Genomic DNA, 26581 nt, shown 5'->3' on the forward strand with positions numbered 1-26581 from the left:
GAAGAAGATGAGCGAGAACCTCAACAAGCTGTCCGGCCAGGGCGTTTCCATCTGGCTCGACGACATCAGCCGCGAACGGCTGCGCACGGGCAACCTCGACCAGCTGATCCGCGAGAAGAACGTCGTCGGGGTCACCTCCAACCCGACGATCTTCGCCGGCGCGCTCAGCAAGGGCGACGCCTACAACGCCCAGCTCCACGACCTGGCCGTCCGCGGCGTCACCGTGGAGGAGGCCGTCCGCGCCATCACCACGTACGACATCCGCTGGGCCGCCGACGTGCTGCGCCCGGTCTACGACGCCACCGGCGGCGTGGACGGCCGCGTCTCGCTGGAGGTCGACCCGCGGCTGGCCCGCGAGAGCGAGAAGACCGTGGCCGAGGCCAGGGCGCTGTGGTGGATGGTCGACCGGCCCAACCTGTTCATCAAGATCCCGGCCACCCTTGAGGGCCTGCCCGCGATCACGCAGGCGCTGTCGGAGGGCATCAGCGTCAACGTCACGCTGATCTTCTCCCTGGAGCGCTACCGCGCGGTCATGGACGCCTGGCTGGCCGGCCTGGAGGCCGCGCAGGCCAAGGGCCTGGACCTGGCCACGATCGAGTCGGTGGCCTCGTTCTTCGTCAGCCGCGTCGACACCGAGATCGACAAGCGGCTCGACAAGCTCGGCAAGCCGGAGCTGAAGGGCAAGGCCGGCATCGCCAACGCGCGCCTGGCCTACGCCGCCTACGAGGAGGTCGTCAGCTCCGAGCGCTGGCAGCGCCTGCGCGCCGCGGGTGCCCGTCCGCAGCGCCCGCTGTGGGCCTCGACCGGGGTGAAGAACCCCGACTACTCCGACACCATGTACGTCGACCAGCTCGTCGCCCCCGGCACCGTCAACACGATGCCGGAGAAGACCCTCGACGCCACCGCCGACCACGCCCAGGTCACCGGCGACACCGTGCGCCCCTTCTACGAGCAGGCCTGGAACACCATGGCCGCGCTCAAGGAGGCCGGCATCGACTACGACGACGTCGTGCGGGTGCTGGAGGAGGAGGGCGTCGAGAAGTTCGAGGCGTCCTGGAACGAGCTGCTGGAGAGCGTCACCAAGAATCTGGTGCCATGATCGAGGTGTCCTACCGCGAGGAGGGGGTGGCCGCGGCCGCCTCCTCCGTCGCGGGGCGCCTCGTCGCCGACGGCGTGCCCGCGCGGCTGGCCGGCGGCGACCCCACGCTGTGGGGTGAGGACGCCGAGGCGGTGGCGGCGGTCCGGCTCGGCTGGCTGACGCTGCCGCGCACCTCCCGCGAGCTCCTTCCCGAGCTGGGCAAGCTCGTGGAGCGGGCGCGCGCCGAGGGCCTGACGAACGTGGTGCTGGCCGGGATGGGCGGCTCGTCGCTGGCTCCCGAGGTGATCTGCCAGACCGCCGACGTGCCGCTGACCGTGCTCGACACGACCGACCCCGCGCAGGTCCGGCGGGCGCTGACCGACCTGCTGGAATCCACGGTCGTGGTGGTGGCCAGCAAGAGCGGCTCGACCGTCGAGACCGACTGCCACCTGCGCATCTACGAACAGATCTTCACCGAGGCGGGCATCTCGCCCGCCGACCGGATCGTGGTCGTCACCGACCACGGTTCGCCGCTGGAGCAGCGGGCCGTCGACGGCGGCTACCACCTGGTGCTGGCCGTCCCCGACGTGGGCGGCCGCTATTCGGCGCTGTCGGCGTTCGGGCTGGTGCCGAGCGCGCTGGCCGGGGCCGACGTCGAGCGGCTGCTGGACGACGCCGAGGAGGTGCTGCCGCTGCTGTCCCTGGACACCGGCAACCCCGGCCTCGACCTGGGCGCGGCCCTCGGCGGCGCGGCGCTGGCCGGGCGCGACAAGCTCGTGCTGGAGGACCAGCTCTCGGGCATCAACGGGCTGCCCGACTGGATCGAGCAGCTCGTCGCCGAGTCCACCGGCAAGCAGGGCCGGGGCATCCTGCCGATCGTCAACGCCGACCCCAACCACACCAGCGACGAGCTGGTCGTCGCGATCGAGTCCGACAACGGCGCCGTACGCGTCGACGGGCCGCTCGGCGGCCAGTTCCTGGTCTGGGAGTACGCGACCGCCGTGGCCGGGCTGCTGCTGGAGATCGACCCGTTCGACCAGCCGAACGTGGCCGAGTCCAAGGAGAACACCGCGGCCCTGCTGGCCCTGCCCGACCTGCCGCTGGGCGCGCCCGCGCTGGTCGACGGGCCCGTCGAGGTCTACGGCGCGGTCCGCTCCCACGACCTGCCCGGCGTGCTGGCCGAGCTGCTGAAGGCCATCCCGCACGACGGCTACCTGGCCGTGATGGCCTACCTCGACCGGCTGGCCGCCTTCGACGCGCCGGTGCCCGAGGGGGCCGACTTCGAGCAGATGACCGACGCGTGGATGATGGCCGACGCGGCCACGCTGCGCGCCCTGCTCGCCATCCGCACCAACCGGCCGGTGACGTTCGGGTGGGGGCCGCGTTTCCTGCACTCGACCGGCCAATACCACAAGGGCGGGCCGCAGAACGGCGTGTTCCTGCAGATCACGGGTGCGGTGGCCGACGACGTCGCCGTCCCCGGGCAGCCGTACACGCTGGGGCGGCTCCAGCTCGCGCAGGCGCTGGGCGACCTGGCCGCGCTGGAGACCCGCGGACGGCCCGCCGTACGCCTGCACTTGACGGACCGCGCGACGGGTGTCGCGCATTTGCTCGCAGCCGCACAGGAGGTTTGAGATGACTGACGAAGCATCTCCTGAGGAGGAGGTCGTCGCGGTGGCGGCGGCCGTGGCGAACACCGCCACGACATTGGAGGTCGCCGAGGCCAACCCCTTGCGCGACCCGCGTGACAAGCGGCTGCCGCGGGTGGCGGGGCCGTGCGTGCTGGTGCTGTTCGGCGTGACGGGCGACCTGGCCAAGCGCAAGCTGCTGCCGGCCATTTACGACCTGGGCAACCGCGGCCTGCTGCCGCCCGGTTTCTCGCTGGTCGGTTTCGCCAGGCGTGACTGGAAGGACCAGGACTTCGCGCAGTTGACGCACGACGCGGTCAAGGCGCACGCGCGTACGCCGTTCCGCGAGGAGGTCTGGAAGCAGATCCTCGAAGGCATCCATTTCGTGCCGGGCGAGTTCTCCGACGACGGTGCCTTCGACGCGCTGGCGATGGCGTTGGCGGAGATCGACCAGACCCGCGGCACGGGCGGCAACTACGCTTTCTACCTGTCCGTCCCGCCCAAGTTCTTCCCCGTGGTGGTCGAGCAGCTCAAGCGCACCGGGCTGTCCGACGCGCCCGAGGGGTCGTGGCGGCGGGTGGTCATCGAGAAGCCGTTCGGCCACGACCTGAAGTCGGCCCACGAGCTGAACGAGATCACCACGTCGGCGTTCCCGGAGAGCTCGATCTTCCGGATCGACCACTACCTGGGCAAGGAGACGGTCCAGAACATCCTGGCGCTGCGCTTCGCCAACAACCTGTACGAGCCCATCTGGAACCGCAGCTTCGTCGACCACGTGCAGATCACCATGGCCGAGGACATCGGCATCGGCGGGCGCGCCGGCTACTACGACGGCATCGGCGCCGCCCGCGACGTGATCCAGAACCACCTGCTCCAGCTGCTCGCGCTGGTCGCCATGGAGGACCCGACCTCCTTCGACGCCTCGGCGCTGCGCCGGGAGAAGGAGAAGGTGCTCAAGGCGGTGCGGCTGCCGTCCAACCTGGGGCTCAACACCGCGCGCGGCCAGTACGCGGCCGGGTGGCAGGGCGGCGAGAAGGTCGTCGGCTACCTCCAGGAGGAGGGCATCTCCGCCGAGTCGACCACCGAGACGTACGCGGCCATCAAGCTGGAGATCGCCAACCGGCGGTGGGCCGGGGTGCCGTTCTACCTGCGTACCGGCAAGCGGCTGGGCCGCCGGGTCACCGAGGTGGCCGTGGTGTTCCAGCGGGCGCCGCACCTGCCCTTCAGCAAGACCGACACCGAGATCCTGGGCCAGAACGCCCTGGTCATCCGCGTCCAGCCGGACGAGGGCATCACCGTGCGGTTCGGGTCGAAGGTCCCGGGCACCGCCATGGAGGTGCGAGACGTGTCCATGGACTTCGCCTACGGCGAGTCGTTCCTGGAGTCCTCGCCCGAGGCGTACGAGCGGCTGCTGCTCGACGTCATGATCGGCGACCCGCCGCTCTTCCCGCACCAGCGCGAGGTCGAGCTGTCCTGGACGATCCTCGACCCGATCGAGGACTTCTGGGCCACGCAGGGACAGCCCGAGGGATACGAGTCGGGCTCGTGGGGCCCGGAGTCGGCCGACGCGATGATGGCGCGCGACGGCCGCGTGTGGAGGAGACTCTAGTGACGACGTTCATGCTGTCGGACACGACGGCCGGCAAGATCTCGGCGCAGCTCATGCTGCTGCGCCACCAGATGGGCGCGCCGGCCATCGGCATGGTGCTGACCCTCGTGGTGGTCTCCGAGGAGCGCCACCAGTACGACGCGCTGCGCGCCGCCACCGAGGCGGCCCGCGAGCACCCCTCGCGCATCATCGTGGTGATCAAGCGGGAGGAGGCCGAGCCCAACCGGCTCGACGCCGAGCTGCGCATCGGCGAGAACACGCCGGGCGAGGTCGTGGTGCTGCGCCTGTACGGCGAGCTGACCCAGCACGCCGACTCCGTCGTCAGCCCCCTGCTGCTGCCCGACACCCCCGTGGTGGCCTGGTGGCCGGGCGCGGCCCCCGACGTGCCGTCCAAGGACGCGATCGGCGCCCTGGCCCAGCGGCGCATCACCGACGCCAAGGGCTTCGAGAACGGCGGCGCCCGGTCGCTGGTCACCCGCGCCAAGGGGTACGCCCCCGGCGACACCGACCTGGCCTGGGCCCGGCTGACGCCGTGGCGCAGCCTGCTGGCCGCCGCGTTCGACCAGCCGGTGGGCAAGGTGCGCAAGGGCGTGGTGGAGGCCAGCGCCGGGCACCCGAGCGCGCCGCTGCTGGCGGCCTGGCTGTCGGAGCGGCTGGGGGCGCCGGTCAAGGTGGGCGAGTCGGCCGGTCCGGGCCTGACCGCCGTACGGCTGCAGACCGGCGACGGCGAGCTGTCGGTCATGCGTTCCGACGCGCGGCTGGCCACGCTGTCGCGTCCCGGCCAGCCCGACCGGAACGTGGCCCTGGCCAGGCGGCACACCTCCGAGCTGATGGCCGAGGAGCTGCGCCGGCTGGACAGCGACGAGGTCTACGAGGCCGCCGTCAAGCGCTTCGCCCGTACGTACAAGGGCTGACCCCCCTCCACTTGAGAAAGAAGTGTCGTGAGCGTTCCCAACGTTGTCGTGCACCGCGACGCCGACGTCCTGGCCAAGGCCGTGGCGGCGCGCATCATCACGCGCCTGGTCGACGTGCAGTCGGCCAAGGGGTCGGCCTCGATCGTGCTGACCGGCGGCACGGTCGGCATCGCCACGCTGGCCGCCATCGCCGCCACGCCCGCCCGTGACGCCGTCGACTGGCGGCGCCTGGACGTCTGGTGGGGCGACGAACGTTTCGTGCCCACCGGCGACAAGGAACGCAACGAGACCGGCGCCCGCCAGGCGCTGCTCGACCACGTGGACCTGGACCCCGGCCGGATCCACGTCATGCGCGGCCCCGACTCCGGCATGACGGCCGAGGAGTCGGCCGAGGCGTACGCCGCCGAGCTGCGCGCCGCGGCCCGCCCCGAGGACCACGGCCCGGTGCCGGCCTTCGACGTCATGCTGCTCGGCATGGGCCCCGACGCGCACGTGGCCTCGCTGTTCCCCGGCATGCCCGCCCTGTACGACACGCGCCCGGTCGTCTCCGTGCACGGCTCCCCCAAGCCGCCCCCCACCCGCATCTCCCTGACGCTGCCCGCCATCCAGGCGGCGCGCGAGGTGTGGGTGGTGGCGGCCGGCGAGGAGAAGTCGGGCGCGGTACGCCTGGCCCTGTCGGACTCGGGGCACGTCCAGGTGCCGGCGGCCGGCGCCCGCGGCCGGGCCGGCACCCTGTTCCTGCTCGACCGCGCCGCCGCCGCCAAGATCCCCCCAGAACTGGGCCGCCTGGCGTCCCCCTGACCTCGAACGCCGGTCGCGGGCGCACGACGTTCCCGGTCGTCAGAGGTCGGCGGTCAGGGTGTCGATCTCCTTGAGGAGGGTCTGCTTGCGGTCGGCGGCCAGGTAGGAGGCGTTGACGGCGTTGCGGGCCAGTTGGGCCAGCTCGGTGGCGCCCAGGCCGAGCACGTGGGCGGCGGCGCGGTACTCCCCCGCCAGCGTGGTGGCGAACATGGGCGGGTCGTCGCTGTTGAGCGTGACGTACAGGCCCTCCTCCAGCATCCGGGGCAGCGGGTGGGCGGCGAGCTCGGGCACCTGACCGGTGCAGACGTTGGAGGTGGGGCAGACGTCCAGGGGGAGCTGGGTCTCGCGCAGGTGGGCGACCAGGCGGGGGTCGGACAGGCAGTTGATGCCGTGGCCGATGCGCTCGGCGCCGTAGCCCTCGATGACCTCCCACATCGTCTCGGGGCCGCTCATCTCGCCGCCGTGCGGGACGCTGTGCAGGCCGGCGGCGCGTGCGGCGGTGAAGGCGTCGCGGTAGGCGTCGCGGTATTTGGGACGGTCCTGTTCGATGCCTCCGATGCCGAAACCTACCAATGCGGCGGGAGGTTCGCGCAGAGCGTGGTCGACGGTGATCCGGGCGGCCTCCTCGCCGTACTCGCCGGGGATGTCGAAGATGTAGGCCATCTCCACGCCGTGGTCGGTCAGGGCGCGGCGGGCGGCCAGGTCGAGGGCCTCGGTCACCTCGCGCATGGGCATGCCGACCACGTGATGGGCGTACGGGGTGACCTGCAGCTCGGCGTACCGGCCGCCCTGTCCGGCGAGGTCCCTGGCCAGGCCGAGGACGAGGGTGGCGACGTCCTCGGGCTCGCGGACCAGGCTGTTGACGGCCTGGTACACGCGGGCGAAGTGGGGGAAGTCGAGGAAGGTGTAGAAGCGGCGCAGTTCCTCCTCGGAGGTCGGGACCTCACTGCCGGGATGCCGCCGGGACAGCTCCAGCACGGTGTCGACCGAGGCCGATCCGACCAGATGTACGTGCAGCTCCACCTTGGGCAGCGCGTCGATGAAGGCGTCGATGGTCATGGCGAAGACCATAAGCCTGAGATTTCCTTCTGAAACAGGGAATCGGGCGAAATTTCACCTTAAGATGTCAGGATTCGGGCTGCGGGGTAGGCTCCGGGGTTGTGAGGGATCCTGAGGCCTATGACCGCGGCTTCGCGCGGCTGAGCTCGCACACCGTCCAACCCCTGCTCGCCGCCGTGACCCGAGGTGCCGACGTGACCCCATACTCGGAAGGCCGGGTGGAGCGGCGTCCTGAGGTCGGTGTTCCAGAGGGGCGTCGGGAGCGGATTCTTGACGTCGGCTGTGGCACCGGCGTGGTCACGGCGGCCGCGCTCGCGGCCGGCGCCGAGGTCACCGCCGTGGACGCCGACCCCGCCATGCTGGAGCTGGTCGCCCGCCGCCACCCCGCCGCCACCGTCCGCCGGGCCACCCTGCCCGTCCTGCCGTTCGAGGACGCCTCCTTCGACGCCGTGGCGGGCAACTTCGTCGTCAACCACGTCGCCGACGTCCCGGCGACGCTCGCGGAGCTGCGCCGGGTGCTGCGTCCCGGCGGCGCCGCCGCGCTGACCTGGTGGAAGTCCGACGAGATGACGGCCACGAACGTCTTCGCCGAGGCCCTGGCGGCGGCGGGGGTGCCGTACGAACCCCCGGTCCGCCCCTTCGCCGCCGTGGACCGGCCGGAACGCTTCGCCGGGCTGCTGGAGGAGGCGGGCTTCACGGCCGTGGACGTGCGGACGCTGCGCTGGCGGCACCGGGTGGACGTCGCCGCCTGGTGGAGCGGCGTGGTCGAGGCGGGCGGCCCGCGTTTCGAGACGATCGCCCGGCAGCCGCCGGAGACCTACGCCCGCGTCCGGGCCTGCTACGACCGCCTGGCCGCCCCGTACGCCGGCACGGGCTTCCCCGTCTGCGCCTATCTGGCCCGCGGCCTGCGCTGACCGGGCGCAGCGCCGGCGGCAGCCGCACGCCGCCGGCCGACTCCTCGCCGAAGGGCGGCCCGGTGAAGATCGTGGCTACCACACCAGACTCGGACAACCGCGCGGGAGCGACGTCCGCGTCGAGCTCGCCCGCGCCCTCCGGCCCGCTCGACCAGGGCACGCACGCCGACCGCCGTGTGGAAGCGTCGAGGACAGCCCCCATGAGCGGCGAGTGCTTGCGCTTTCGACGGCACGCCCTTCAGCGGTGGGCGATCTCCTCGAACCGTACGCCCGTGAGCTGGGCGGACACCTCCCACAGCCGCCGCGCGACCTCCTCGGACCTGGCCGTCTCCGAGGGCGTGAGCAGCTTCAGCCGGGGGCCGACGAACTCGCCGCCGGTGATGTCCGGCGAGGTGGCGGCGTACAGCGAGGGGGCGGCGCCGGCGTCGGCCGACTGGAGGAACAAGTGCAGGAGGGGCTGCAGGGGCCCCAGCTTGACGAAGCGGGTCGCGGTGGCACCTGGGTGGGTGGCCACGCTGATCAGGCCCGCACCGGCGCTGCTGGCCCGCCGCTGGAGCTCCAGGGTGAAGAGCAGGTTGGCGAGCTTGGACCGTCCGTACGCGCTCATCCGGCCGTAGCCGCGTTCCAGGGCGAGGTCGTCGAAGTCGAGCCTGCCCATGGAGTGCGCGTCGCTGGAGACGGTGACCACGCGGGCGTGCGGAGCGGCCAGGAGCCGTGGCAGGAGCAGCCCGGTGAGCGCGAAGTGGCCGAGGTGGTTGGTGCCGAACTGCAGCTCCCAGCCCTCCTTGGTCAGCTGCCGGGGGATCAGGCCGATCCCGGCGTTGTTGATCAGCAGGTCCACCTTGTCCACTGTGTCGGCGAAGCGCCGGATCGAGGACTGGTCGGCCAGGTCGAGTGCGCCGTACGCGACGTCGGCCCCCGGCACGGCCCGCCGGATCTCCGCCACGGCGGCCTCGCCCCTGTCCGCCGAGCGGGCGGCCACGATGACGCGGGCTCCGTGCCGGGCCAGCTCGCGGGCGGTGGGCAGGCCGATGCCGCTGTTGGCGCCGGTCACGACGGCCGTGGTGCCGGTGAGGTCCGGGATGTCGGCGGGCGTCCAGGCGGCCATCGCCCCTCCTTGCAGGTGTACGAACGCGTTTCGTGCACCTTAGTCCAGTCGGCGGCGGGCTTGGCGCTCCTCGCGGCGCGTGACCTCCAGACGTTGCCGGACCTCCTCCAGCCGCTTGCGGGCCTTGGCGAGCTTGCGTTCCAGCCGGGCGACCTTCTCGGCGCGCTCGTCGTGGTCGCGGGTGACCGACTCCAGCGCCTCGGCCCACTCCCGGTGGGCCGCCTCGGCCTCCGCGCGCTCCTTCGCCTTCCTGGCCTCCTTCGCCTCCTTGGCCTCTCGGGCCTGCCTCGCCTCGGCCTCCGCCCGCGCCTCGGCCGCCGCGTCCTTCCCGGCCCGCCCCCGCCCACGCGCCCCGGGCCGGGGCTCGCTGGAGGCGGCGGTGGCGGACGCCGCGGTGGAAGCGGCGGGGGCGGGGGCGGGCGCGGGGGCGGGGGCGAAGCCGCTGTAGCTGAGCGGTTTGGCCAGGCGACCGGCCCGCACCTGGTCGGCGGCGCCGGCGTCCACGACGGCCGCGTCCAGCGTCTGGTCCACCTCCGAGGCGGCCGCCGCCGACAGGCCGCCGGCCTGCCTGGCCAGCCTCGCCACCTTGGCGGTCGCCTCGCCACGCGACCGTGTCAGCTCGGCCAGCGCCCCGGCGTCCTGCGCCTGCCAGGCCGCGCGCAGCCGCTCCCCCACGCCGAGCAGTTCGGCCAGCTCGGCGGGGTGCTGCCGGGCCAGCCGGTTGACCGCCCAGGCCGAGACGGTGGGCTTGCGCAGCTTCGCGATGTCCCGCGAGAGCCGTACGTCGCCCGCCTCCTTCGCCGCGCGGACCTCGGCCGCGCGGGCGGCGGTGAACTCCGCCGGCGGGACTGCGTAGAGGCGGCCGGCCACCTCGTCAAGATCCACACAGGACAAATACCCCACACGGCGGGGTTTGTAGCGCATAGTGGAGGCAGCCCCAGTCGAACGGAGGCCCCCGGTGTTCGAACGCTTCACCGACCGTGCGCGCAGGGTCGTCGTGCTCGCCCAGGAGGAGGCGCGGCAGCTGAGCCACGACTACATCGGCACGGAACACATCCTGCTGGGCCTCATCCGCGAGGGCGAGGGGCTGGCCGCGCTGGTGCTCGACGGCTGCGGCGTGGAGCTGGAGCACGTACGGGCCTTCGTGGAGCGCGAGGTGGGCCGCGGGGCCAGCTCGCCGAGCGGGCACATTCCCTTCACCCCGCGCGCCAAGAAGGTGCTGGAGCTGTCCCTGCGCGAGGCCCTGCAACTGCGCCACAACTACATCGGCACCGAGCACATCCTGCTCGGGCTGATCAGGGAGGGTGAGGGGCTGGCCGCCCAGGCTCTGGCGGACGCCGGCGCCGACCTGGCCGACGTCCGGCAGCGCCTGCTCGACCGGGTGGGCCGTGGCACCAGGGAACGTCCGACGGAGGTGTACTTCGGCGGCGGCTCGGTGCTCGCCGAACGGCTCACCCGCATCGAGGAGAGCCTGGAACGCATCGAGCGCCACCTGGGCATCGGCCCTGCCGCCGCCGACCCTGCCGCCGCCGACCCCGAGTCCGGCGAGCCCGAGGAGGGCCTAGGCTGAGGCCCGCGCGCCGACCGGCAGCCGCGCCTCCACGACGCCCGGGTCCTCGGTCCGGCCGAGCGAGGCGCCCAGCGTGGTCAGCAGGCCGCGCATCCGCGCGTTGTCGGCCAGCAGGGTGGCCCTGACCTCTGCGTACCCGAGGTCGCGCGCCTGCCGCACCAGCATCCGGGCCAGCACGGCGCCCAGGCCACGCCCCTGCCAGCGGTCCTCGACCAGGAAGGCCATCTCGGCGATGCCGGGGTCGGGGGTGAACATGAGGTTCGCCATCGCCACGACCTGGCCGTCGTGCCCGGCGACCAGCGAGAAGCCCCTGCCGCGGTCGCAGAGCCGGTCGAACGCGCGCGGCGGGAGCGCGGGCATCGAGGTGAAGTAGCGGAACCTGCGGGCCTCGGGCGAGCACCTGTCGTGCAGGTCGCGCACGGCCTCGCGGTAGATCGTGGTGAGCGGCCGCACGGTGATCTCGGCGCCGTCGGCCAGTTTCAGTGCGCGTTCGGACGGGGTCTGCTCGGGCGCGGGCTGGGCGAGCCGGGCGAAGGAGGCCGCGCGGGCGGCCTCGGTCAGCGTGAACGGCAGCCCGGTGCGGCGCAGCCGGACCGCGCGCCGCCGCGCCACGGGCACGACGAGCAGGGTCGGGTCGGGGAGATCGCTCACCGGTTCACCATAGATCCACCGGGCGTCGTCCGCGCGCAGCAGCTCGGCCAGCAGCTCGGGCAGCCGCCAGGGCGTGGAACGCAGCCGGGAGGCCAGCAGCAGCGCCCTGGTCGGCTCGTCGGTCAGCTCGTGGGCGGTGGCGGGCACCACCTGGACGCGCCGGCCGCCGGCGGCCTCCAGCGCCTCGCGCACGGCCTCAGGGCTCGCCGGGATGTCGGCCACGAACTCGTCGACCGTGCCGTCGGCGTCGGACTGGACGCTCAGGCCGAGGATGTTGCCGCCCCTGGCGGCCAGGGCCGAGGCCAGCGAGGCCAGCCGTCCGGGTCGCTCGTCCACCGTGGTCCGGATGCGCAAGAATCCCATGGGAGGAGCATGCCTGGGACGTGTTACATGCCCGCTAACGACGGGTTTCATCACGAATTTCGTCGTGAGATGCGCCACCTAATCCCGATATAGCAGGATATGGGGCCATGAATGCGCGAGTTCCCTTGTCGTCCGGATTCGTCAACGGTGACGTGTCCTTCTGGTACCGCTCGTCCGGGGTGCCGGAGCCCGGTCCGCGGCTCGACGGCGACCTGCAGGCCGACGTGGCGATCGTCGGGGCCGGCTACACGGGGCTGTGGACCGCGTACTACCTCAAGAAGGCCCGCCCTTCGCTCCGGGTGGTGCTGCTGGAGCAGGAGTTCGCCGGGTTCGGCGCCTCGGGGCGCAACGGCGGCTGGCTGACCGGCGACCTGGCCGGCTCCCACGAACGGTACGGCTCGGATGCCCGCCGGCTGCAGCGCGAGATGTACGCCTCCATCGACGAGGTCATCGCGGTCTGCGAGAACGAGTCGATCGACTGCGACATCGTCAAGGGCGGCGTGGTGAACGTGGCCCGCACCCCCGCCCAGGCCGACCGGCTGCGCGCCTCGGTGGCCGCCGCCCGCGCCTGGGGCATCGAGGAGGCGGACCTGCGGCTGGCCGACCCCTCGGAGCACGTCCGCGTGGCGGGCGCCCTGGCGGCCTCCTGGAGCCCCCACTGCGCCCGTATCCAGCCCGCCAAGCTGGCCCAGGGGCTGGCCAGGGCCGTACGCGACCTCGGCGTCCCGGTCTACGAGCGCACCCCGGTCACCGAGATCGCCCCCGGCCGGGCGGTGACCCCGTACGGGACGGTCACGGCGGCGTACGTCATCCGCGCCACCGAGGGCTTCACCGCCCGCCTGAACGGCCTGCGCCGCCAGTGGCTGCCCATGAACAGCTCCATGATCGTCACCGAGCCGCTCCCCGCCTCCTTCTGGGACGAGGTCGGCTGGCGTGGCGCCGAACTGCTCGGCGACCTCGCGCACTACTACATGTACGCCCAGCGCACCGCCGACGACCGCATCGCCTTCGGCGGCCGGGGCCGTCCCTACCTGTACGGCTCCCGCATCGACGCCCGCGGCCGCACCCACGAGTGGACGGTCGAGGCCCTGTGGCGGCTCCTGGTCGACTTCTTCCCCGCGGCCCGCTCCTCCTCGGTCGCGCACGCCTGGTCGGGCGTGCTGGGCGTGCCGCGCGACTGGTGCTCGACCGTGCACGTGGACCGCGCGACCGGCCTGGGCTGGGCCGGCGGCTACACCGGGCACGGCGTGACCACGACGAACCTCGCCGGGCGCACCCTGCGTGATCTCATACTCGGGGAGGAGACGGAGCTGACGTCCCTGCCGTGGGTGGGGCGCAAGGTGCGCTCCTGGGAGCCCGAGCCGCTGCGCTGGATGGGGGTGCACGCGATGTACCGCCTGTACCGGGTGGCCGATCATCGGGAGCGTTCCATGCCCCGCACGTCGGCCCTGGCCCGCTTCGCCGACCTGATCACCGGCCACTGACCCCGCACTGAGAACCGCACTGAGAAAGGGAGAACCTCCTTGAACATCCTCTTCCGTGGTGGCAGCGCCTTCATCGGCGGCGCCGTGCGGCGCGACGCCGTGCTGGTGCGGGACGGGGTGATCGCCGCCGTCGGCCCGGAGAGCGAGCTGTCCCGCAGCGCCCCCGGCCACGACACCGTCGACCTGGACGGCGGCCTGCTCACCCCCGGCTTCATCGACGCGCACATGCACCCGGTACAAGCCGGACTCGAAAGAGCGAAGTGCGACTTGTCAGAGATCTTCGGCCTAGACACCTACATAGCCAAGATCTCCGACTACGCCACGAAAAATCCAGAAAAAGAGTGGATCGACGGCGGAGGCTGGGACATGTCAGCCTTCCCCAACGGCCTCCCCCACCGCTCCCAGCTCGACTTCCTCGACCGGCCCGCCTACCTGATCCAGCGTGACCACCACGCCGCCTGGGTCAACTCCCGCGCCCTCGACCTGGCCGGCATCACCCGGGACACCCCCGACCCCGCCGACGGCAGGATCGAGCGCGACGCCGACGGCACCCCGTCGGGCGTCCTGCACGAGGGCGCGATGGACCTCGTCGGCCTGCTGGCCCCCCGGCCCACCGCCGAGGACCAGGCCCGGGCCCTGGCCGAGGCCGAGCAGCACCTGTTCTCGCTGGGCGTCACCGGCTGGCAGGACGCCATCGTCGGCTCGTACGCCGGCTCGGACGACCAGCTTCCCACCTACCTCGACGCCGCCCGCGCGGGCCGGCTGCGCGCCCGCGTGGTGGGCGCGCTGTGGTGGGACAGGACGCGCGGCGAGGACCAGATCGAGGACCTGGTCCGCAGGCGGGCCGCCGCCGAAGGGCTGGACCGGTTCGCCGCCACCTCGGTCAAGATCATGCAGGACGGCATCACGGAGAACTTCACCGCCGCGACGCTGGAGCCGTACTGCCGGTGCGGCGGCACGGGCCTGTCCTACGTCGATCCCGGCAAGCTCAAGCGGTACGTCGCCGAGCTGGACCGGCTGGGCTTCCAGGTGCACTTCCACGCCATCGGCGAACGCGCCGTGCGCGAGGCGCTGGACAGCTTCGAGGGCACCGACCCGGCCAACCGCCACCACATCGCCCACCTGCAGATCATCGAGCCGTCCGACGTGCCGCGCTTCGCCGCGCTGGGCGTCACGGCCAACCTGCAGCCCCTGTGGGCCACCCACCACGCCCAGATGGACGAGCTGACGCTGCCGTTCCTGGGTGAGCCGCGCTCGTCGTGGCAGTACCCCTTCAAGGATCTCCAGGCGCACGGCACCCGGTTCTGCGCGGGCAGCGACTGGCCGGTCTCCGACGCCGACCCGATCCAGGGCATGCACGTGGCGGTGAACCGTACCGAACCGGGCGGATCGGTGCACGCGGGCTACCCGACGGCGCAGACGCCGTTCCTGCCCGGCCAGCGCCTCGACCTGGCCACGGCGTTGAGCGCGTACACCGAGGGGTCGGCCTGGATCAACCGTTCGCCGGCGGGCGTGATCGCGCCCGGCCGCCCGGCCGACCTGGTGGTGCTCGACCGCGACCCCTTCGAGCTGCCCCCGGCCGACATCTGGACGACGCGGGTGCGCATGACGTTCGTCGACGGCGTGGCGGTGCACGGCCGATGACGCGCGAAGGGCCCCGGTGACCAGCACCAGGGCCCTTCCGCCGGCTCGCCTACCAGGGGGACTTGTTGTTGCGCAGGCGCTCCAGTGCCTCCTCGAGGATCGCCTTGCCGTCCTTGTCGCTCCGGCGCTCCTTCACGTAGGCCAGGTGCGTCTTGTACGGCTCGTTCTTGGGCGGGGCAGGCGGGGCCTCCTCGTCCTGTCCGGCGGGGAGGCCGCAACGTGGGCAATCCCACGTCTCGGGGACCGCCGCGTCGCTGGCGAAACTGGGGCGCGTCTCGTGCATGTTGGCGCACCAGAACGAGACCCGCACTCTCGGAGCTGCCTCGCCGCGCTCGGCCTCCCCCATAGGGCCGGCGCCGACTCGGCTGCCACGGATCGCGTTGCCACTACCCACGGATGAACTCCTCGCTCGATCGCCCCGCGTCGTGACACGGGGGGAGAATCACTGTCACGCGTTAATCAGTTGTCTCAAGGCCGCATGAGCAGGCCGAGAGCGATGATGCAGACGAACCAGACGGTGCCCGTGATGACGGTCAGCCGGTCGAGGTTGCGCTCCACCACCGAGGAACCACCGAAGTTCGACGAGAAACCGCCGCCGAACATGTCAGACAGGCCGCCACCCTTGCCCTTGTGGAGCAGGACGAGCAGGATCATGAGACCGCTCGCCAGGATGAGGGCGATGGAGATTCCGATTTCCACGGTATGCCTGTTCCTTCAGTGCTCTGTTACGCGTGACGATTCAAACTTGCCTCTTGAGGGTACGGCCTGGTGTCAAGTCGCACCCTCAGAACGACTCAGTTAGCCAGGCAATTCGGAGAATCGGCAGATCTTGGCGAACTCCCCGGCATCGATGCTGGCACCGCCCACGAGCGCGCCGTCGACATCGGGTTGAGCCATGATCCCCACGATATTGCCGGACTTGACCGAGCCACCGTAAAGGATACGGACCGCGGAGGCCACTTCGGGGTCGTAGAGCTCCGCGAGTCTCACCCGCAACGCTCCGCAGACCTCCTGGGCGTCCTCCGGGGTGGCCACCTCGCCCGTGCCGATCGCCCACACGGGCTCGTAGGCCACCACTATCGATTTTGCCTGCTCGGCGCTGATTTTGCGCAGGGCGCCGTCGAGTTGACCGAGACTGTGCGCGATGTGGCCGCCCTCTTGGCGCACCGCCAGCCCCTCGCCGACGCACAGGATGGGCGTGAGCGAGTGCCGGTAGGCCGCCTGCACCTTGGCGTTGACGAGATCGTCGTCCTCGCCGTGGTACTGGCGGCGCTCGGAGTGGCCGATGACCACGTACGTGCAGCCGAGCTTGGCCAGCATGACGCCCGACACCTCGCCGGTGTAGGCGCCGCCGTCGTACTGGGACAGGTCCTGGGCCCCGTAGACGATGCGCAGCTTGTCGCCGTCGACCAGCGTCTGGACGCTGCGCAGGTCGGTGAAGGGCGGCAGGACGGCCACCTCGGCCTTGTCGAAGTCCTTGTCGCTGAGCGCGAACGCCAGCTTCTGGACCAGGGCGATGGCCTCAAGGTGATTGAGGTTCATCTTCCAGTTGCCGGCGATGAGCGGCTTGCGCTGCTGGGCCACCTCAGTCCTCCAGAGCCGCGAGTCCGGGAAGGGTCTTGCCCTCAAGGTATTCCAGGCTGGCCCCGCCGCCGGTGGAGATGTGCGAGAAACCGTCCTCGGGCAGGTCGAGCCTGCGCACGGCCGCCGCGGAGTCGCCGCCGCCGACCACCGTGAAGGCGTCGGAGCCGATGAGCGCCTCGGCCACCGCCCTGGTGCCGCCGGAGAACGCGTCGAACTCGAACACGCCCATGGGGCCGTTCCAGAAGACGGTCTTGGCGTCGGCCAGCTTGCTCGCGAACAGCTCGCGCGTCTTGGGGCCGATGTCGAGCCCCTCGCGGTCGGCCGGGATCGCGGTGGCCTCGACCACCTCGTGCTCGGCGTCGGCCGCGAAGGTGACGGCCGCCACCACGTCGACCGGCAGCACGAGGTCGACGCCCCGCTTGCCGGCCTCGGCGAGGAAGCCGCGCACCTGGTCGAGCTGGTCCTCCTGGAGCAGCGACCGGCCCACCTCGTGGCCCTGGGCCTTGAGGAAGGTGTAGGCCATGCCGCCGCCGATCAGCAGCCGGTCGACCTTGGTGAGCAGGTTGGCGATGACGCCCAGCTTGTCGGAGACCTTGGCCCCGCCCAGGACGACCACGTAGGGACGCTCGGTGTCCTCGGTCAGCCTGCGCAGTACCTCGACCTCGGCCACGACCAGCCCGCCGGCCGCGTGCGGCAGCAGCTTGGGCACGTCGTAGACGCTGGCGTGCTTGCGGTGCACCGCGCCGAAGCCGTCGCCGACGTAGAGCTCGGCCAGGGCGGCCAGCTTCTCGGCGAACGCGCCGCGGACGGCGTCGTCCTTGGACTCCTCGCCCGGCTCGTAGCGCAGGTTCTCCAGCAGGGCGACCTGGCCCTCCTGGAGGGCCTCGACCGTCTGCCGGGCGCTGTCGCCGACCACGTCGGCGGCGAAGGCGACGTCCTGGCCGAGCAGCTCGCCCAGGCGGGCGGCCACCGGCCCGAGCGAGTACTCGGGATTGACCTTGCCCTTGGGCCTGCCCAGATGGGCGCAGACGACGACCTTGGCGCCGCGCCCGGCCAGCGCCTGGATCGTCGGCACCGACGCGCGGATGCGGCCGTCGTCGGTGATCTTCTCCCCGTCGAGCGGGACGTTGAGGTCGGCGCGCACGAGCACGCGCCGCCCCTTGACGTCGAGATCGTCGAGCGTGCGCATGCTCATGCTCCTGTTCCCGCAGCGGCCTCGGTCACGCTCACAGGTCGCGGCCGACCAGCTCGATCAGGTCGGCGAGGCGGTTGGAGTAGCCCCACTCGTTGTCGTACCAGCCGACGACCTTGACCTGGTTGCCGATGACCTTGGTGAGGCCGGCGTCGAAGATGCAGGAGTGGGGGTCGGTGACGATGTCGGAGGAGACGATCTCGTCCTCGGTGTAGCTGAGGATGCCCTTGAGCGGGCCCTCGGCGGCGGCCTTGACCGCGGCGTTGACCTCCTCGGCGGTGACCTCGCGGCTGACGTCGACGGTGAGGTCGGTGGCCGAGCCGGTGGGGATCGGCACGCGCATGGCGAAGCCGTCGAGCTTGCCCTTGAGCTCGGGCAGCACCAGGCCGATGGCCTTGGCGGCGCCGGTGGAGGTGGGCACCACGTTGAGGGCGGCGGCGCGGGCGCGGCGCAGGTCCTTGTGCGGGCCGTCCTGCAGGTTCTGGTCCTGCGTGTAGGCGTGGATGGTGGTCATCAGACCCTTCTCGATGGTGAAGGTGTCGTGGAGGACCTTGGCCATCGGGGCCAGGCAGTTGGTGGTGCAGGACGCGTTGGAAATGATCGTGTGGCTGGCCGGGTCGTAGACGCCCTCGTTGACGCCCATCACGATGGTGACGTCCTCGTTCTTGGCCGGCGCGGAGATGATGACCTTCTTGGCGCCGTTGTCGGCGTGCACCTTGGCCTTGGAGGCGTCGGTGAACAGGCCGGTGGACTCCACCACGACGTCGACGCCGAGGTCGCCCCAGGGCAGCTTGGCCGGGTCGCGCTCCGCGAACGCCTTGATCGCCTTGCCGTCGACGGTGATCTCGTCGCTGGAGGCCTTCACCTCGTACGGCAGACGGCCCAGGATGCTGTCGTACTTCAGCAGGTGGGCGAGCGTCGCGTTGTCGGTCAGGTCGTTGACCGCGACGATCTCGATGTCCTTGCCGCTGGCGGCGACCGCGCGCCAGAAGTTGCGACCGATGCGGCCGAAGCCGTTGACGCCTACGCGGATGCTCACGGAAACCGATCTCCTCGAACAGATGGCGGTTGAATCTCAACCACGAACACTATCGGACCCAAATTGGTTTAGACCACTGCAGGTACCGCCCTGCGTATCCCCGTTCAGGGGGCGCAATTTGCGAGCTTCGAGTAAAGTGCCCGACTCGTCGGAGTAAATTCGTGCATTCTCTGGGGGCTGAGATGTCACATAAGCGGTCCGGCCTGCTTCCTGGACTGATCGCGGGGCTGGTCGCCGCGCTGGTCTGCGCGGCGGCCCTGGGGCTCGCGGTGCTGTTCCAGGACCGGCTGCCGAAGGCCGTGGCCACACTGGGCAACGGCCACGCCCTGTCGGTGACGCTGTCGCTCCTGATCGCGCTGCTGGTCGCCCTGGCCGTGGGCGCGGCCCGCCCGCGCAACCGGGCGCTGCCGGTGGTGGCCGCCCTGTACGCGGCGGCGGCCGTCGCCGGCGGCCAGATCTCGGGCGTGTCCATCATCCTCGGCGCCGCGCGGCACACCTCCGCGACCGGCACGCCCTTCTCCCCGCAGATCGGCGACATCACGGTGGCCAACGCCGGCGAGGGGCTTCCCCGCGCCCTGGCGGTCTACCGCGAGCCGCTCGCGCAGACGTGGCAGATGTGGCTGTACATCGCCGTCGCCGCCGTGGCCGCGCTCCTGCTGGTCACGCTGCGCGTCTTCCGCGTACGCCGCGCCGACCGGGCCGCCCTGGCCGCCCAGGAGGCGGCGGAGGAGGCCGGGCAGGAGTACCGGGCGCCCTTCGAGCCCGCGCAACCGCCCGCCCAGTCGTCCGCACAGGTGCTCGCGCAGTCGCCCGGGCAGCAGGCCGCGCCCGCGGACCTGTTCACGCCGCGCAAGCCCGCCAGGGATTGACGGACGCCCACTGAGCAGCCGCCGGGCGGCCCACAGCGCGCTTCGTCACGGCGAGCGGCCCGTGAGCCCTCACGACCGGCCATGACGGGCCTGCAGGGACGTCGGCGCGTGCGGGCCACCGCGCGGAGCCGTACGGGATGGGGGTCTCCCGGACGGATCCGCGGGCGCCCGCACGGCGGCGAGCCCGCTACGGCGCCAGCATGTCGACGGTGAGGTTGGCCTCGGTGTTCGGGATGCCCAGGTCGGAGGCGCGCTTGTCGGCCATCGCCAGCAGCCGCCTGATGCGCCCGGCGATGGCGTCCTTGGTCAGCGGCGGGTCGGCGATCTGGCCCAGTTCCTCCAGCGACGCCTGCTTGTGCTCCACCCGCAGCCGCCCGGCCACCACCAGGTGGTCCGGCGCCTCCTCGCCGAGGATCTCCAGCGCGCGCTGCACCCGCGCGCCCGCCGCGACGGCCGCCCGCGCCGAACGCCGCAGGTTGGCGTCGTCGAAGTTGGCCAGCCGGTTGGCGGTGGCCCGCACTTCGCGGCGCATCCGGCGCTCCTCCCAGGCCAGCACGCTGTCGTGCGCGCCGAGGCGGGTGAGCAGCGCGCTGATCGCGTCGCCGTCGCGGACCACGACGCGGTCGACGCCGCGCACCTCCCGGGCCTTGGCGTGGATCTTCAGCCGCCGGGCCGAGCCGACCAGCGCGAGCGCGGCCTCCGGCCCCGGGCAGGTGACCTCCAGGGACATCGACCGCCCCGGCTCGGTCAGCGAGCCGTGCGCCAGGAAGGCGCCCCGCCAGGCCGCCTCGGCGTCGCAGGCCGCACCGGCCACGACCTGCCGGGGCAGGCCGCGCACCGGGCGCCCGTGGTTGTCGATCAGGCCCGTCTGGCGGGCCAGCGCCTCACCGTCGCGGTAGACGCGCACCACGTAGCGCGAGCCCTTGCGCAGCCCGGCCGGCGCGAGCACGAGCACCTCGGCCTTGTGGCCGAACACCTCGCCGATGTCCTTGATCAGCCGCCGCGCGGTGGCGTTGGTGTCGAGCTCGGCCTCGATCACGATGCGGCCGCCCACCAGGTGCAGGCCGCTGGCGAACCGCAGCAGCGTGGACACCTCCGCCTTGCGGCAGCACGGTTTCAGCACCGGCAGGCGGCTCAGTTCGTCCTTCACCACACCTGTCATCGCCATAAGCGTTAGTCCTTCCCCCATTCAGACCGGCTCCCGCCAGTCTCTCGCACCTTCGCGCCACGCCGACCAGGATCAACGCTTCTGGAGGAAAATCTCGTCCAGGACGGAGGCAAGACGTCGTGGGTCATGCCGGGGCGAGCCGTCGGCGGCGGCCACGTCGGCCAGGACGAGCCGGGCGCCGAGCGCCGCCGCGGCCTTGTCCAGGGCGTCGAGGTCGTCGACCACGCCGGTGTCGGCCAGCACGACGTCGAAGGCCAGGTCGGGGGCGTGCTGGCGGAGCACCTCCAGGTGCTGCTGGGGGGAGAAGTCGTCGGTCTCGCCCGGCTGGGGGGCCAGGTTGAGGGTGACGAGCCGCTTGGCCTTGCTGTCGTGCAGCGCGCGGGCCAGCTCGGGCACCTTCAGGTGCGGCAGCACGCTGGTGAACCACGAGCCCGGCCCGAACACCAGCCAGTCGGCCTCGTGCACCGCGGCGACCGCCTCAGGACGCGCCGGCGGGTCTTCCGGCACCAGGGAGATGGCCTGCACCCGGCCCGGCGTGAGCGCGCAGGCGACCTGGCCGCGCACGGTCGAGGTGACGCCGTCGAGCTCGACCTCGGCCACGATGTCGAGCGGCACCGAGGCCATCGGCAGCACCCTGCCGTGCGCGCCGAGCAGCCGGCCCACCCAGTCGAGGCCGGCCACCGAGTCGCCGAGCAGCTCCCACAGCGCCACGATCAGCAGGTTGCCGACGGCGTGCCCGTGGAGCTCGCCCTCGCTGCGGAAGCGGTGCTGGACGACCTCGCTCCAGGTGATGCCCCACTCGTCGTCGCCGCACAGCGCGGCCAGCGCCATGCGCAGGTCGCCGGGCGGCAGCACGCCGAGTTCGCGGCGCAGCCGGCCGCTGGAGCCGCCGTCGTCGGCCACGGTCACCACCGCGGTCAGCCGGTCGGTCACGACCCGTAAGGCCGACAGCGAGGCGTAGAGCCCGTGGCCGCCGCCGAGGGCCACCACGCGGGGGCCGTTCAGCGGATGGGGCAGCCCCGCCTCCATACGTTCATGGGTCACTCCCGCCCCACATCCCGGTGACTGACCTGGACCTCCATGCCACGGTCACGCAGGCGGGCGGCGACCTGCTCGGCCATGGCCACGCTGCGGTGCTTGCCGCCCGTGCAGCCCACGGCCAGGGTCGCGTAGCTCTTGCCCTCGCGGGCGTAGCCGGTGGCGACGACCTGCAGGACCTCCTCGTAGGCGTCGAGGAACTCCTTGGCGCCCGGCTGGCCGAGCACGTAGTCGCTGACCGGCGCGTCGAGGCCGTTCATCGGCCGCAGCTCGGGCACCCAGTGGGGGTTGGGCAGGAAACGGCAGTCGACGACGAGGTCGGCGTCGACCGGCAGGCCGTACTTGAACCCGAACGAGACGACGTTGAGCCGCAGCCCCGGACGGTCATCGCCGCCGAAGTAGGCGACGATCTTGTTGCGCAGGTCGTGCACGTTGTGGGACGAGGTGTCGATCACCAGGTCGGCGTTGGCCCGCACCTCGCGCAGGATGCCGCGCTCGCGGGTGATGCCGTCGACCAGGCGGCCCTCGCCCTGCAGCGGGTGGGGCCGGCGGACGTTCTCGAACCTGCGCACCAGCTCCTCGTCGCTGGCCTCGAGGAAGACGACCCGCACGCGCACGCCGCGGCCCTCCAGCTCCTCGATGGCCGCGTTGAGGTCGGTGGTGAAGGCCAGGCTGCGCACGTCGACGACCGCGGCCACCTTGTCGGCGGCCAGCTTGACCTTGCCCGCCTCCTCCGCCATCGCGAACAGCAGCCCCGGCGGCAGGTTGTCGATGACGAACCAGCCCAGGTCTTCCAGCGCCTTGGCGGCCGTGCTGCGCCCCGCCCCGGACATGCCGGTGACGATGACGAACGCCGGCTCGGTGCTCATGGCCTCACTCCGTTCGCCGACACCCTGCGCTCCCTCGCGGGTGTTCACGATGTATCTCCCTTCAGCGTCGACACGATGACCTCGGCGAGGGCCGGCCCGATGCCGGGAACCTCGCAGATCTCGGTCGCGCTGGCCTCGCGTAGCTTCTTGACGGAGCCGAAGTGCTTGAGCAACGCCTGCCTGCGCGCCGGCCCGAGGCCGGGCACGCCGTCGAGCGCGCTCTCCTTCACTGACTTGGACCTCTTGGAACGATGGTAGGTGATGGCGAACCTGTGTGCTTCGTCGCGGACGCGTTGCAGCAGGTAGAGACCCTCACTTGAACGAGGCATGATCACTGGCTGGTCGTCGCCGGGCAACCACACCTCCTCCAGCCGCTTGGCCAGGCCGCACACCGCGACGTCGTCGATGCCGAGCTCGTCGAGCGCCCGCTGCGCGGCGGCCGCCTGGGGGCCCGCGCCGTCGACGACGACCAGGTTGGGCGGGTAGGCGAACTTGCGCGGTTTGCCGGTCTCGGGGTCGATGGGCCCGTGGCCGTCGTCGTCCTCGGCGGCCAGCTCGCCGGTGGCCGAACGTTCCTCCAGGTAACGCCGGAACCGCCGCATGATCACCTCGTGGATCGAGGCGACGTCGCCCTCCTTGGTCTTGATCGCGAAGCGCCGGTACTCGCTCTTGCGCGCCAGACCGTCCTCGAAGACCACCATGGACGCCACGACGTTCTCGCCCTGCAGATGGGAGACGTCGTAGCACTCGACGCGCAGCGGCGCCTGGTCGAGGTCGAGCGCGTCGGCGATCTCCTGCAACGCCTTGCTGCGCGTGGTCAGGTCGCCGGCGCGGCGGATCTTGTGCTGGGCCAGCGACTCCTTGGCGTTGCGCTCGACGGTCTCCATCAGCGCCTTCTTGTCGCCGCGCTGCGGGACGCGCACCTCGACCCGGGCCCTGCGCTGCTCGGTCAGCAGCTCGGCGACCGCCTCGGCGTCGGGCGGCAGCGCGGGCACGAGCACCTCGCGCGGCATCGACTCGGGGCCGGCCTCACCGTACATCTGCAGCAGGAACTGCTCGACCAGCTCGCCGGGCGAGGTCTCCTCGACCTTGTCGACCACCCAGCCCCGCTGACCGCGGATGCGGCCCCCGCGCACGTAGAACACCTGGACGGCGGCCTCCAGCGGATCCTCGGCCAGCGCGATCACGTCGGCGTCGGTGGCCTCGCCGAGCACCACGGCCTGCTTCTCCAGCGCGCGCTGCAGCGCCTGGATGTCGTCGCGCAGCCGGGCCGCCCGCTCGTACTCCTGCTCGGCGGCGGCCTCGCGCATGTCCTTCTCAAGGCGCTTGATGAAGCGGGTGGTGTTGCCCGCCATGAAGTCGCAGAAGTCTTCGGCCAGCTCGCGGTGCTCCTGCGGGGTCACCCGGCCCACGCACGGCGCCGAGCACTTGTCGATGTAGCCCAGCAGGCACGGACGGCCGATCTGCCCGGCCCGCTTGAACACCCCGGCGCTGCACGTGCGCACCGGGAAGACGCGCAGCAGCAGGTCGACGGTCTCGCGGATGGCCCAGGCGTGCGAGTAGGGGCCGAAGTAGCGGGTGCCCTTGCGCTTGGCGCCCCGCATGACCTGGACGCGCGGGAAATCCTCCCCCATCGTCACCGCGAGGTAGGGGTAGGACTTGTCGTCGCGGTACTTGACGTTGAAGCGCGGGTCGAACTCCTTGATCCAGGAGTATTCGAGCTGCAGCGCCTCGACCTCGGTGCCCACGACGGTCCAGTCGACGTCGGCGGCCGTGGTGAGCATCGACTGGGTGCGCGGGTGCAGCGCGGAGAAGTCGGCGAAGTAGGAGTTGAGCCGCTGCCGCAGGCTCTTGGCCTTGCCGACGTAGATCACCCGGCCGTGCGCGTCCCTGAACCGGTAGACCCCCGGCGACTCGGGGATCGAACCTGGTCTGGGCCGGAAACTCAAGGGGCTGCCCGCTGCTCTCGCCACGGTCAAAGACTAGTAGGCGCCACCGACAAGGTGACCCGCCGAGCCTTCGGACGGCACGACGGGGCTCACCGCGTTCTCGGGTCAGGCCATGGATCACGCCCGCGGTCAGGCCAGGGTGATCTGGTCGCCCTCCACCTTGATCGGCTGGGCGGCCAGCGGCTTGTCGGCCGGGCCGTTGGTGACCGAGCCGTCGGCGATGTTGAACTTGCTGCCGTGGCACGGGCACACGATCGCGCCGTCCGCGACGCTGCCCACGGGGCAACCCTTGTGCGTGCAGATCGCGCTGAAGGCCTTGAATTCACCCGCCGTCGGCTGCGTCACCACGATCTTCTGGTCCTTGAAGATCGTGCCGCCGCCGACGGGGATGTCGGCGGTCTTGGCCAGCGCGCCGCCGGCCTGCGGGGCACTCGACTGCGGGGCGCTGGACTGCGATGCGCCCGGCTGCGCCGCGCTCGACTGGCCGCCCGCGTCGGGGGCGGTGGCCGCCGGGGTCTCGGTGCTTCCGCCGCAGGCGCTGATCGCCAGGGCCAGCCCGCCCGCGCCCACGCCCGCTATCACTGCCCGACGGCTTCGAAGGTCATCTCCCATGCGTTCCACCCAACCGGAGGCAGGTGAGAAATTCATGAGACGGGGATTAGGCGAGTCTGATCTTGTCGCCATCCACGGTGATCTTCTTCTCGGCGAGCGGCGCGCCGGCGGGGCCGTCGGCCACCGAACCGTCCTCGATCTTGAACTTGCTGCCGTGGCAGGGGCAGTTGATGGTGCCGTTCGAGACGCTGGCGACCGTGCATCCCGCATGGGTGCAGATCGCCGCGAACGCCTTGAACTCCCCCTCGATCGGCTGCGTCACCACGACCTTCTGGTCCTTGAAGACCGCACCGCCGCCGACCTGGATGTCGCCGGTGTCGGCCAGCGCCTTGGCCTTCTTCTTCACCTTCTTCTTGGGCTCCGACGACGGCTCCCCGGCGGCCGTTTCCTCGGTGGCCGGCGCCTCGTTCGCCGCCGTCGTCGGCGAACCGTAGCTCGCGCACGCCGTCAGAACCGCCGCGAGCCCGGCGCCTCCGGCGCCGAGCATGACCGTCCGGCGCGTCGTTTCTGTCATGGTGCGTCCTCCCAGGTCTCGGTCTCACATGCAGGTACGGCCGGCGCCCCCGCACCGGTTCAGCCTGCACGCCCCCAATCCCGGAAACCACGCACAATTACCCAGAACAAGCCTTCCCCGGCCCGCCCCCTCAGACCGTCCCTGAGCCCACGCTCTCCGAGCGCGTCCTCAGCCCCATCCCGAGACAGGCCCTCAGACCGTGTCCTGAGCCCCGGCCTCAGACCCCGGCCTCAGACCCCGGCCTCAGACCACGACGATGCCGTCGCCCTCCACCTTGACCTGGTAGACCGTCAGCGGCGCGGTCGCGGGCCCCTTGGTGGCCTGGCCGCTGTCGGCGGCGAACTCGCTGCCGTGGCACGCACACGTGATGACGTTGTCCTTGGGCGTGCCCACCGTGCATCCCTTGTGCGTGCAGACCGCGCTGAACGCCTTGTAGACGCCCTTCGTGGGCTGCGTGATCACGATCCGCCACTCCTGCACGATCGTGCCGCCGCCGACGGGCACGTCCGCCGTCTTGGCGAGCACCTTGCCCTTGATCCCCGACGCGGGTTGCGCCTTGGCGTCCCCCGCCCCGCACCCGGCCAGCGCCAGCCCGCACGCGGCCACCCCAGCCACGCCGAGCATCTCGCGCCGCCCGATGCCGCCACCGTTTTCGGGCATGGCTTCGCCCTGATTCGTCACCGTCATGAATTAGCCGACCCTTCGCGTCTCCGCCGACCCCCAGCAGGTCAAGCCGTTACCCGTGCTTCAACTTTATTGGCCCCACCCCTCGGTCCGCCCATCGGGTGACCGATACGGTCACCGTCGCGGCAACGATCGGTCGGCGCACGGTCGGCGCACGGTCGGCGCACGGTCGGCGCACGGTCGGCGCACGGTCGGCGCACGGTCGGCGCACGGTCGGCGCACGGTCGGCGCACGGTCGGC

General features: G+C 71.7%; 25 protein-coding genes and 1 pseudogene. 10 read left to right on the forward strand and 16 right to left on the reverse strand.

Annotation, left to right across the window (positions count from 1 at the left end):
• The first annotated feature begins 7 nt into the window (after positions 1-7).
• Genes tal through pgl form a run of 5 tightly spaced genes read left to right on the forward strand, consistent with a single transcriptional unit; the run spans position 8 to position 6030 of the window.
• A complete protein-coding gene (gene tal, locus AB0C33_RS45440) occupies positions 8-1099 on the forward strand; it encodes a transaldolase (RefSeq protein ID WP_358300164.1) in 1092 nt (363 codons plus the stop codon).
• Positions 1096-2712 (forward strand): glucose-6-phosphate isomerase, encoded by a 1617-nt coding sequence (locus AB0C33_RS45445; RefSeq protein WP_358300166.1) that lies wholly within the window; start codon positions 1096-1098, stop codon positions 2710-2712. The genes tal and AB0C33_RS45445 overlap by 4 nt, the downstream gene beginning before the upstream one ends.
• A gap of 1 nt (position 2713) precedes the next feature.
• Positions 2714-4315, forward strand: a complete 1602-nt coding sequence (gene zwf, locus AB0C33_RS45450) for a glucose-6-phosphate dehydrogenase (protein WP_358300168.1) — start codon at positions 2714-2716, stop codon at positions 4313-4315.
• Positions 4315-5229: a glucose-6-phosphate dehydrogenase assembly protein OpcA gene (gene opcA, locus AB0C33_RS45455; protein ID WP_358300171.1), complete on the forward strand. Its 915-nt coding sequence runs from the start codon at positions 4315-4317 to the stop codon at positions 5227-5229. The genes zwf and opcA overlap by 1 nt, the downstream gene beginning before the upstream one ends.
• Before the next feature lie 27 nt (positions 5230-5256).
• The gene (pgl, locus tag AB0C33_RS45460; RefSeq protein ID WP_357983369.1) at positions 5257-6030 is read left to right on the forward strand and encodes a 6-phosphogluconolactonase; all 774 of its coding nucleotides are present in this window, start codon (positions 5257-5259) and stop codon (positions 6028-6030) included.
• A 39-nt stretch (positions 6031-6069) separates the two neighbouring features.
• Here pgl and add read toward each other — a convergent pair whose 3' ends face one another.
• Positions 6070-7089 carry an adenosine deaminase gene (gene add / locus AB0C33_RS45465; protein ID WP_358300174.1) on the reverse strand — a complete coding sequence of 340 codons (1020 nt, stop codon included), beginning with the start codon at positions 7087-7089 and terminating at the stop codon, positions 6070-6072.
• 194 nt (positions 7090-7283) lie between these two features.
• Here add and AB0C33_RS45470 point away from each other — a divergent pair, with 194 nt between their 5' ends.
• Positions 7284-8003 (forward strand): class I SAM-dependent methyltransferase, encoded by a 720-nt coding sequence (locus AB0C33_RS45470; RefSeq protein ID WP_358300177.1) that lies wholly within the window; start codon positions 7284-7286, stop codon positions 8001-8003.
• Positions 8004-8241: 238 nt separating this feature from the next.
• Here the strand turns inward: AB0C33_RS45470 and AB0C33_RS45475 are convergent, their stop codons facing one another.
• Both AB0C33_RS45475 and AB0C33_RS45480 read right to left on the reverse strand, forming a co-directional pair.
• Positions 8242-9111, reverse strand: coding sequence for an oxidoreductase (locus tag AB0C33_RS45475; protein WP_358300180.1), 870 nt, complete (start codon positions 9109-9111; stop codon positions 8242-8244).
• A 39-nt stretch (positions 9112-9150) separates the two neighbouring features.
• Complete coding sequence (locus AB0C33_RS45480; RefSeq protein WP_358300182.1) at positions 9151-9996, reverse strand: hypothetical protein; 846 nt, start codon at positions 9994-9996, stop codon at positions 9151-9153.
• Between the two features lie 73 nt (positions 9997-10069).
• Between AB0C33_RS45480 and AB0C33_RS45485 the strand changes: the two are divergent.
• Positions 10070-10486 (forward strand): annotated as a pseudogene (locus tag AB0C33_RS45485) (Clp protease N-terminal domain-containing protein); the annotation flags it as partial.
• Between the two features lie 186 nt (positions 10487-10672).
• On the opposite strand, the gene AB0C33_RS45490 reads toward AB0C33_RS45485, so the two are convergent.
• The gene (locus AB0C33_RS45490; RefSeq protein WP_358300185.1) at positions 10673-11695 is read right to left on the reverse strand and encodes a GNAT family N-acetyltransferase; all 1023 of its coding nucleotides are present in this window, start codon (positions 11693-11695) and stop codon (positions 10673-10675) included.
• 107 nt (positions 11696-11802) lie between these two features.
• Here AB0C33_RS45490 and AB0C33_RS45495 point away from each other — a divergent pair, with 107 nt between their 5' ends.
• Together AB0C33_RS45495 and AB0C33_RS45500 are read left to right on the forward strand one after the other, a co-directional pair.
• The gene (locus AB0C33_RS45495; protein ID WP_358300188.1) at positions 11803-13179 is read left to right on the forward strand and encodes an FAD-dependent oxidoreductase; all 1377 of its coding nucleotides are present in this window, start codon (positions 11803-11805) and stop codon (positions 13177-13179) included.
• Positions 13180-13218: 39 nt separating this feature from the next.
• Entirely contained in the window at positions 13219-14823 is a 1605-nt protein-coding gene (locus AB0C33_RS45500) for an amidohydrolase (RefSeq protein ID WP_358300191.1), read from the forward strand.
• Between the two features lie 49 nt (positions 14824-14872).
• On the opposite strand, the gene AB0C33_RS45505 is transcribed toward AB0C33_RS45500, so the two are convergent.
• The 5 genes from AB0C33_RS45505 to gap form a co-directional block, all read right to left on the reverse strand.
• Positions 14873-15217, reverse strand: coding sequence for an RNA polymerase-binding protein RbpA (locus tag AB0C33_RS45505; protein ID WP_103961760.1), 345 nt, complete (start codon positions 15215-15217; stop codon positions 14873-14875).
• Positions 15218-15291: 74 nt separating this feature from the next.
• A complete protein-coding gene (secG, locus tag AB0C33_RS45510) occupies positions 15292-15522 on the reverse strand; it encodes a preprotein translocase subunit SecG (protein WP_090942947.1) in 231 nt (76 codons plus the stop codon).
• Positions 15523-15621: 99 nt separating this feature from the next.
• Positions 15622-16407 carry a triose-phosphate isomerase gene (gene tpiA, locus AB0C33_RS45515; protein WP_357705739.1) on the reverse strand — a complete coding sequence of 262 codons (786 nt, stop codon included), beginning with the start codon at positions 16405-16407 and terminating at the stop codon, positions 15622-15624.
• 1 nt (position 16408) lies between these two features.
• A complete protein-coding gene (locus AB0C33_RS45520; RefSeq protein ID WP_358300194.1) occupies positions 16409-17596 on the reverse strand; it encodes a phosphoglycerate kinase in 1188 nt (395 codons plus the stop codon).
• Positions 17597-17633: 37 nt separating this feature from the next.
• Positions 17634-18638: a type I glyceraldehyde-3-phosphate dehydrogenase gene (gene gap / locus AB0C33_RS45525; protein ID WP_352364430.1), complete on the reverse strand. Its 1005-nt coding sequence runs from the start codon at positions 18636-18638 to the stop codon at positions 17634-17636.
• A 182-nt stretch (positions 18639-18820) separates the two neighbouring features.
• On the opposite strand from gap, the gene AB0C33_RS45530 reads away from it, so the two are divergent.
• Entirely contained in the window at positions 18821-19507 is a 687-nt protein-coding gene (locus AB0C33_RS45530) for a hypothetical protein (protein ID WP_358300198.1), read from the forward strand.
• Positions 19508-19694: 187 nt separating this feature from the next.
• On the opposite strand, the gene whiA is transcribed toward AB0C33_RS45530, so the two are convergent.
• From whiA to AB0C33_RS45565, 7 genes are all read right to left on the reverse strand, one after another.
• Complete coding sequence (gene whiA, locus AB0C33_RS45535) at positions 19695-20675, reverse strand: DNA-binding protein WhiA (protein WP_138714326.1); 981 nt, start codon at positions 20673-20675, stop codon at positions 19695-19697.
• A gap of 72 nt (positions 20676-20747) precedes the next feature.
• The gene (gene yvcK / locus AB0C33_RS45540; protein ID WP_352323040.1) at positions 20748-21704 is read right to left on the reverse strand and encodes a uridine diphosphate-N-acetylglucosamine-binding protein YvcK; all 957 of its coding nucleotides are present in this window, start codon (positions 21702-21704) and stop codon (positions 20748-20750) included.
• Between the two features lie 11 nt (positions 21705-21715).
• A complete protein-coding gene (rapZ, locus tag AB0C33_RS45545; RefSeq protein ID WP_352323031.1) occupies positions 21716-22582 on the reverse strand; it encodes an RNase adapter RapZ in 867 nt (288 codons plus the stop codon).
• 44 nt (positions 22583-22626) lie between these two features.
• A complete protein-coding gene (gene uvrC, locus AB0C33_RS45550) occupies positions 22627-24531 on the reverse strand; it encodes an excinuclease ABC subunit UvrC (RefSeq protein WP_352323041.1) in 1905 nt (634 codons plus the stop codon).
• A 129-nt stretch (positions 24532-24660) separates the two neighbouring features.
• Positions 24661-25113, reverse strand: coding sequence for a Rieske (2Fe-2S) protein (locus AB0C33_RS45555; protein WP_358300201.1), 453 nt, complete (start codon positions 25111-25113; stop codon positions 24661-24663).
• 76 nt (positions 25114-25189) lie between these two features.
• On the reverse strand, positions 25190-25630 hold the full coding sequence (locus AB0C33_RS45560; RefSeq protein WP_358300204.1) for a Rieske (2Fe-2S) protein: 441 nt from the start codon (positions 25628-25630) through the stop codon (positions 25190-25192).
• 270 nt (positions 25631-25900) lie between these two features.
• Positions 25901-26317: a Rieske (2Fe-2S) protein gene (locus tag AB0C33_RS45565; protein ID WP_358300207.1), complete on the reverse strand. Its 417-nt coding sequence runs from the start codon at positions 26315-26317 to the stop codon at positions 25901-25903.
• Between the last annotated feature and the right edge of the window lie 264 nt (positions 26318-26581).

The sequence above is a fragment of the Nonomuraea sp. NPDC048881 genome (genome assembly GCF_040649795.1).
Lineage (GTDB): Bacteria > Actinomycetota > Actinomycetes > Streptosporangiales > Streptosporangiaceae > Nonomuraea.

Coding starts and splice junctions, on each gene's coding strand:
- tal (WP_358300164.1), top strand. CDS start 8: ATGAGCGAGAACCTCAACAAGCTGTCCGGCCAGGGCGTTTCCATCTGG.
- AB0C33_RS45445 (WP_358300166.1), top strand. CDS start 1,096: ATGATCGAGGTGTCCTACCGCGAGGAGGGGGTGGCCGCGGCCGCCTCC.
- zwf (WP_358300168.1), top strand. CDS start 2,714: ATGACTGACGAAGCATCTCCTGAGGAGGAGGTCGTCGCGGTGGCGGCG.
- add (WP_358300174.1), bottom strand. CDS start 7,089: ATGACCATCGACGCCTTCATCGACGCGCTGCCCAAGGTGGAGCTGCAC.
- AB0C33_RS45475 (WP_358300180.1), bottom strand. CDS start 9,111: ATGGCCGCCTGGACGCCCGCCGACATCCCGGACCTCACCGGCACCACG.
- AB0C33_RS45490 (WP_358300185.1), bottom strand. CDS start 11,695: ATGGGATTCTTGCGCATCCGGACCACGGTGGACGAGCGACCCGGACGG.
- AB0C33_RS45495 (WP_358300188.1), top strand. CDS start 11,803: ATGAATGCGCGAGTTCCCTTGTCGTCCGGATTCGTCAACGGTGACGTG.
- AB0C33_RS45520 (WP_358300194.1), bottom strand. CDS start 17,596: ATGCGCACGCTCGACGATCTCGACGTCAAGGGGCGGCGCGTGCTCGTG.
- AB0C33_RS45530 (WP_358300198.1), top strand. CDS start 18,821: ATGTCACATAAGCGGTCCGGCCTGCTTCCTGGACTGATCGCGGGGCTG.
- whiA (WP_138714326.1), bottom strand. CDS start 20,675: ATGGCGATGACAGGTGTGGTGAAGGACGAACTGAGCCGCCTGCCGGTG.
- yvcK (WP_352323040.1), bottom strand. CDS start 21,704: ATGGAGGCGGGGCTGCCCCATCCGCTGAACGGCCCCCGCGTGGTGGCC.
- rapZ (WP_352323031.1), bottom strand. CDS start 22,582: ATGAGCACCGAGCCGGCGTTCGTCATCGTCACCGGCATGTCCGGGGCG.
- AB0C33_RS45560 (WP_358300204.1), bottom strand. CDS start 25,630: ATGCTCGGCGCCGGAGGCGCCGGGCTCGCGGCGGTTCTGACGGCGTGC.
- AB0C33_RS45565 (WP_358300207.1), bottom strand. CDS start 26,317: ATGCCCGAAAACGGTGGCGGCATCGGGCGGCGCGAGATGCTCGGCGTG.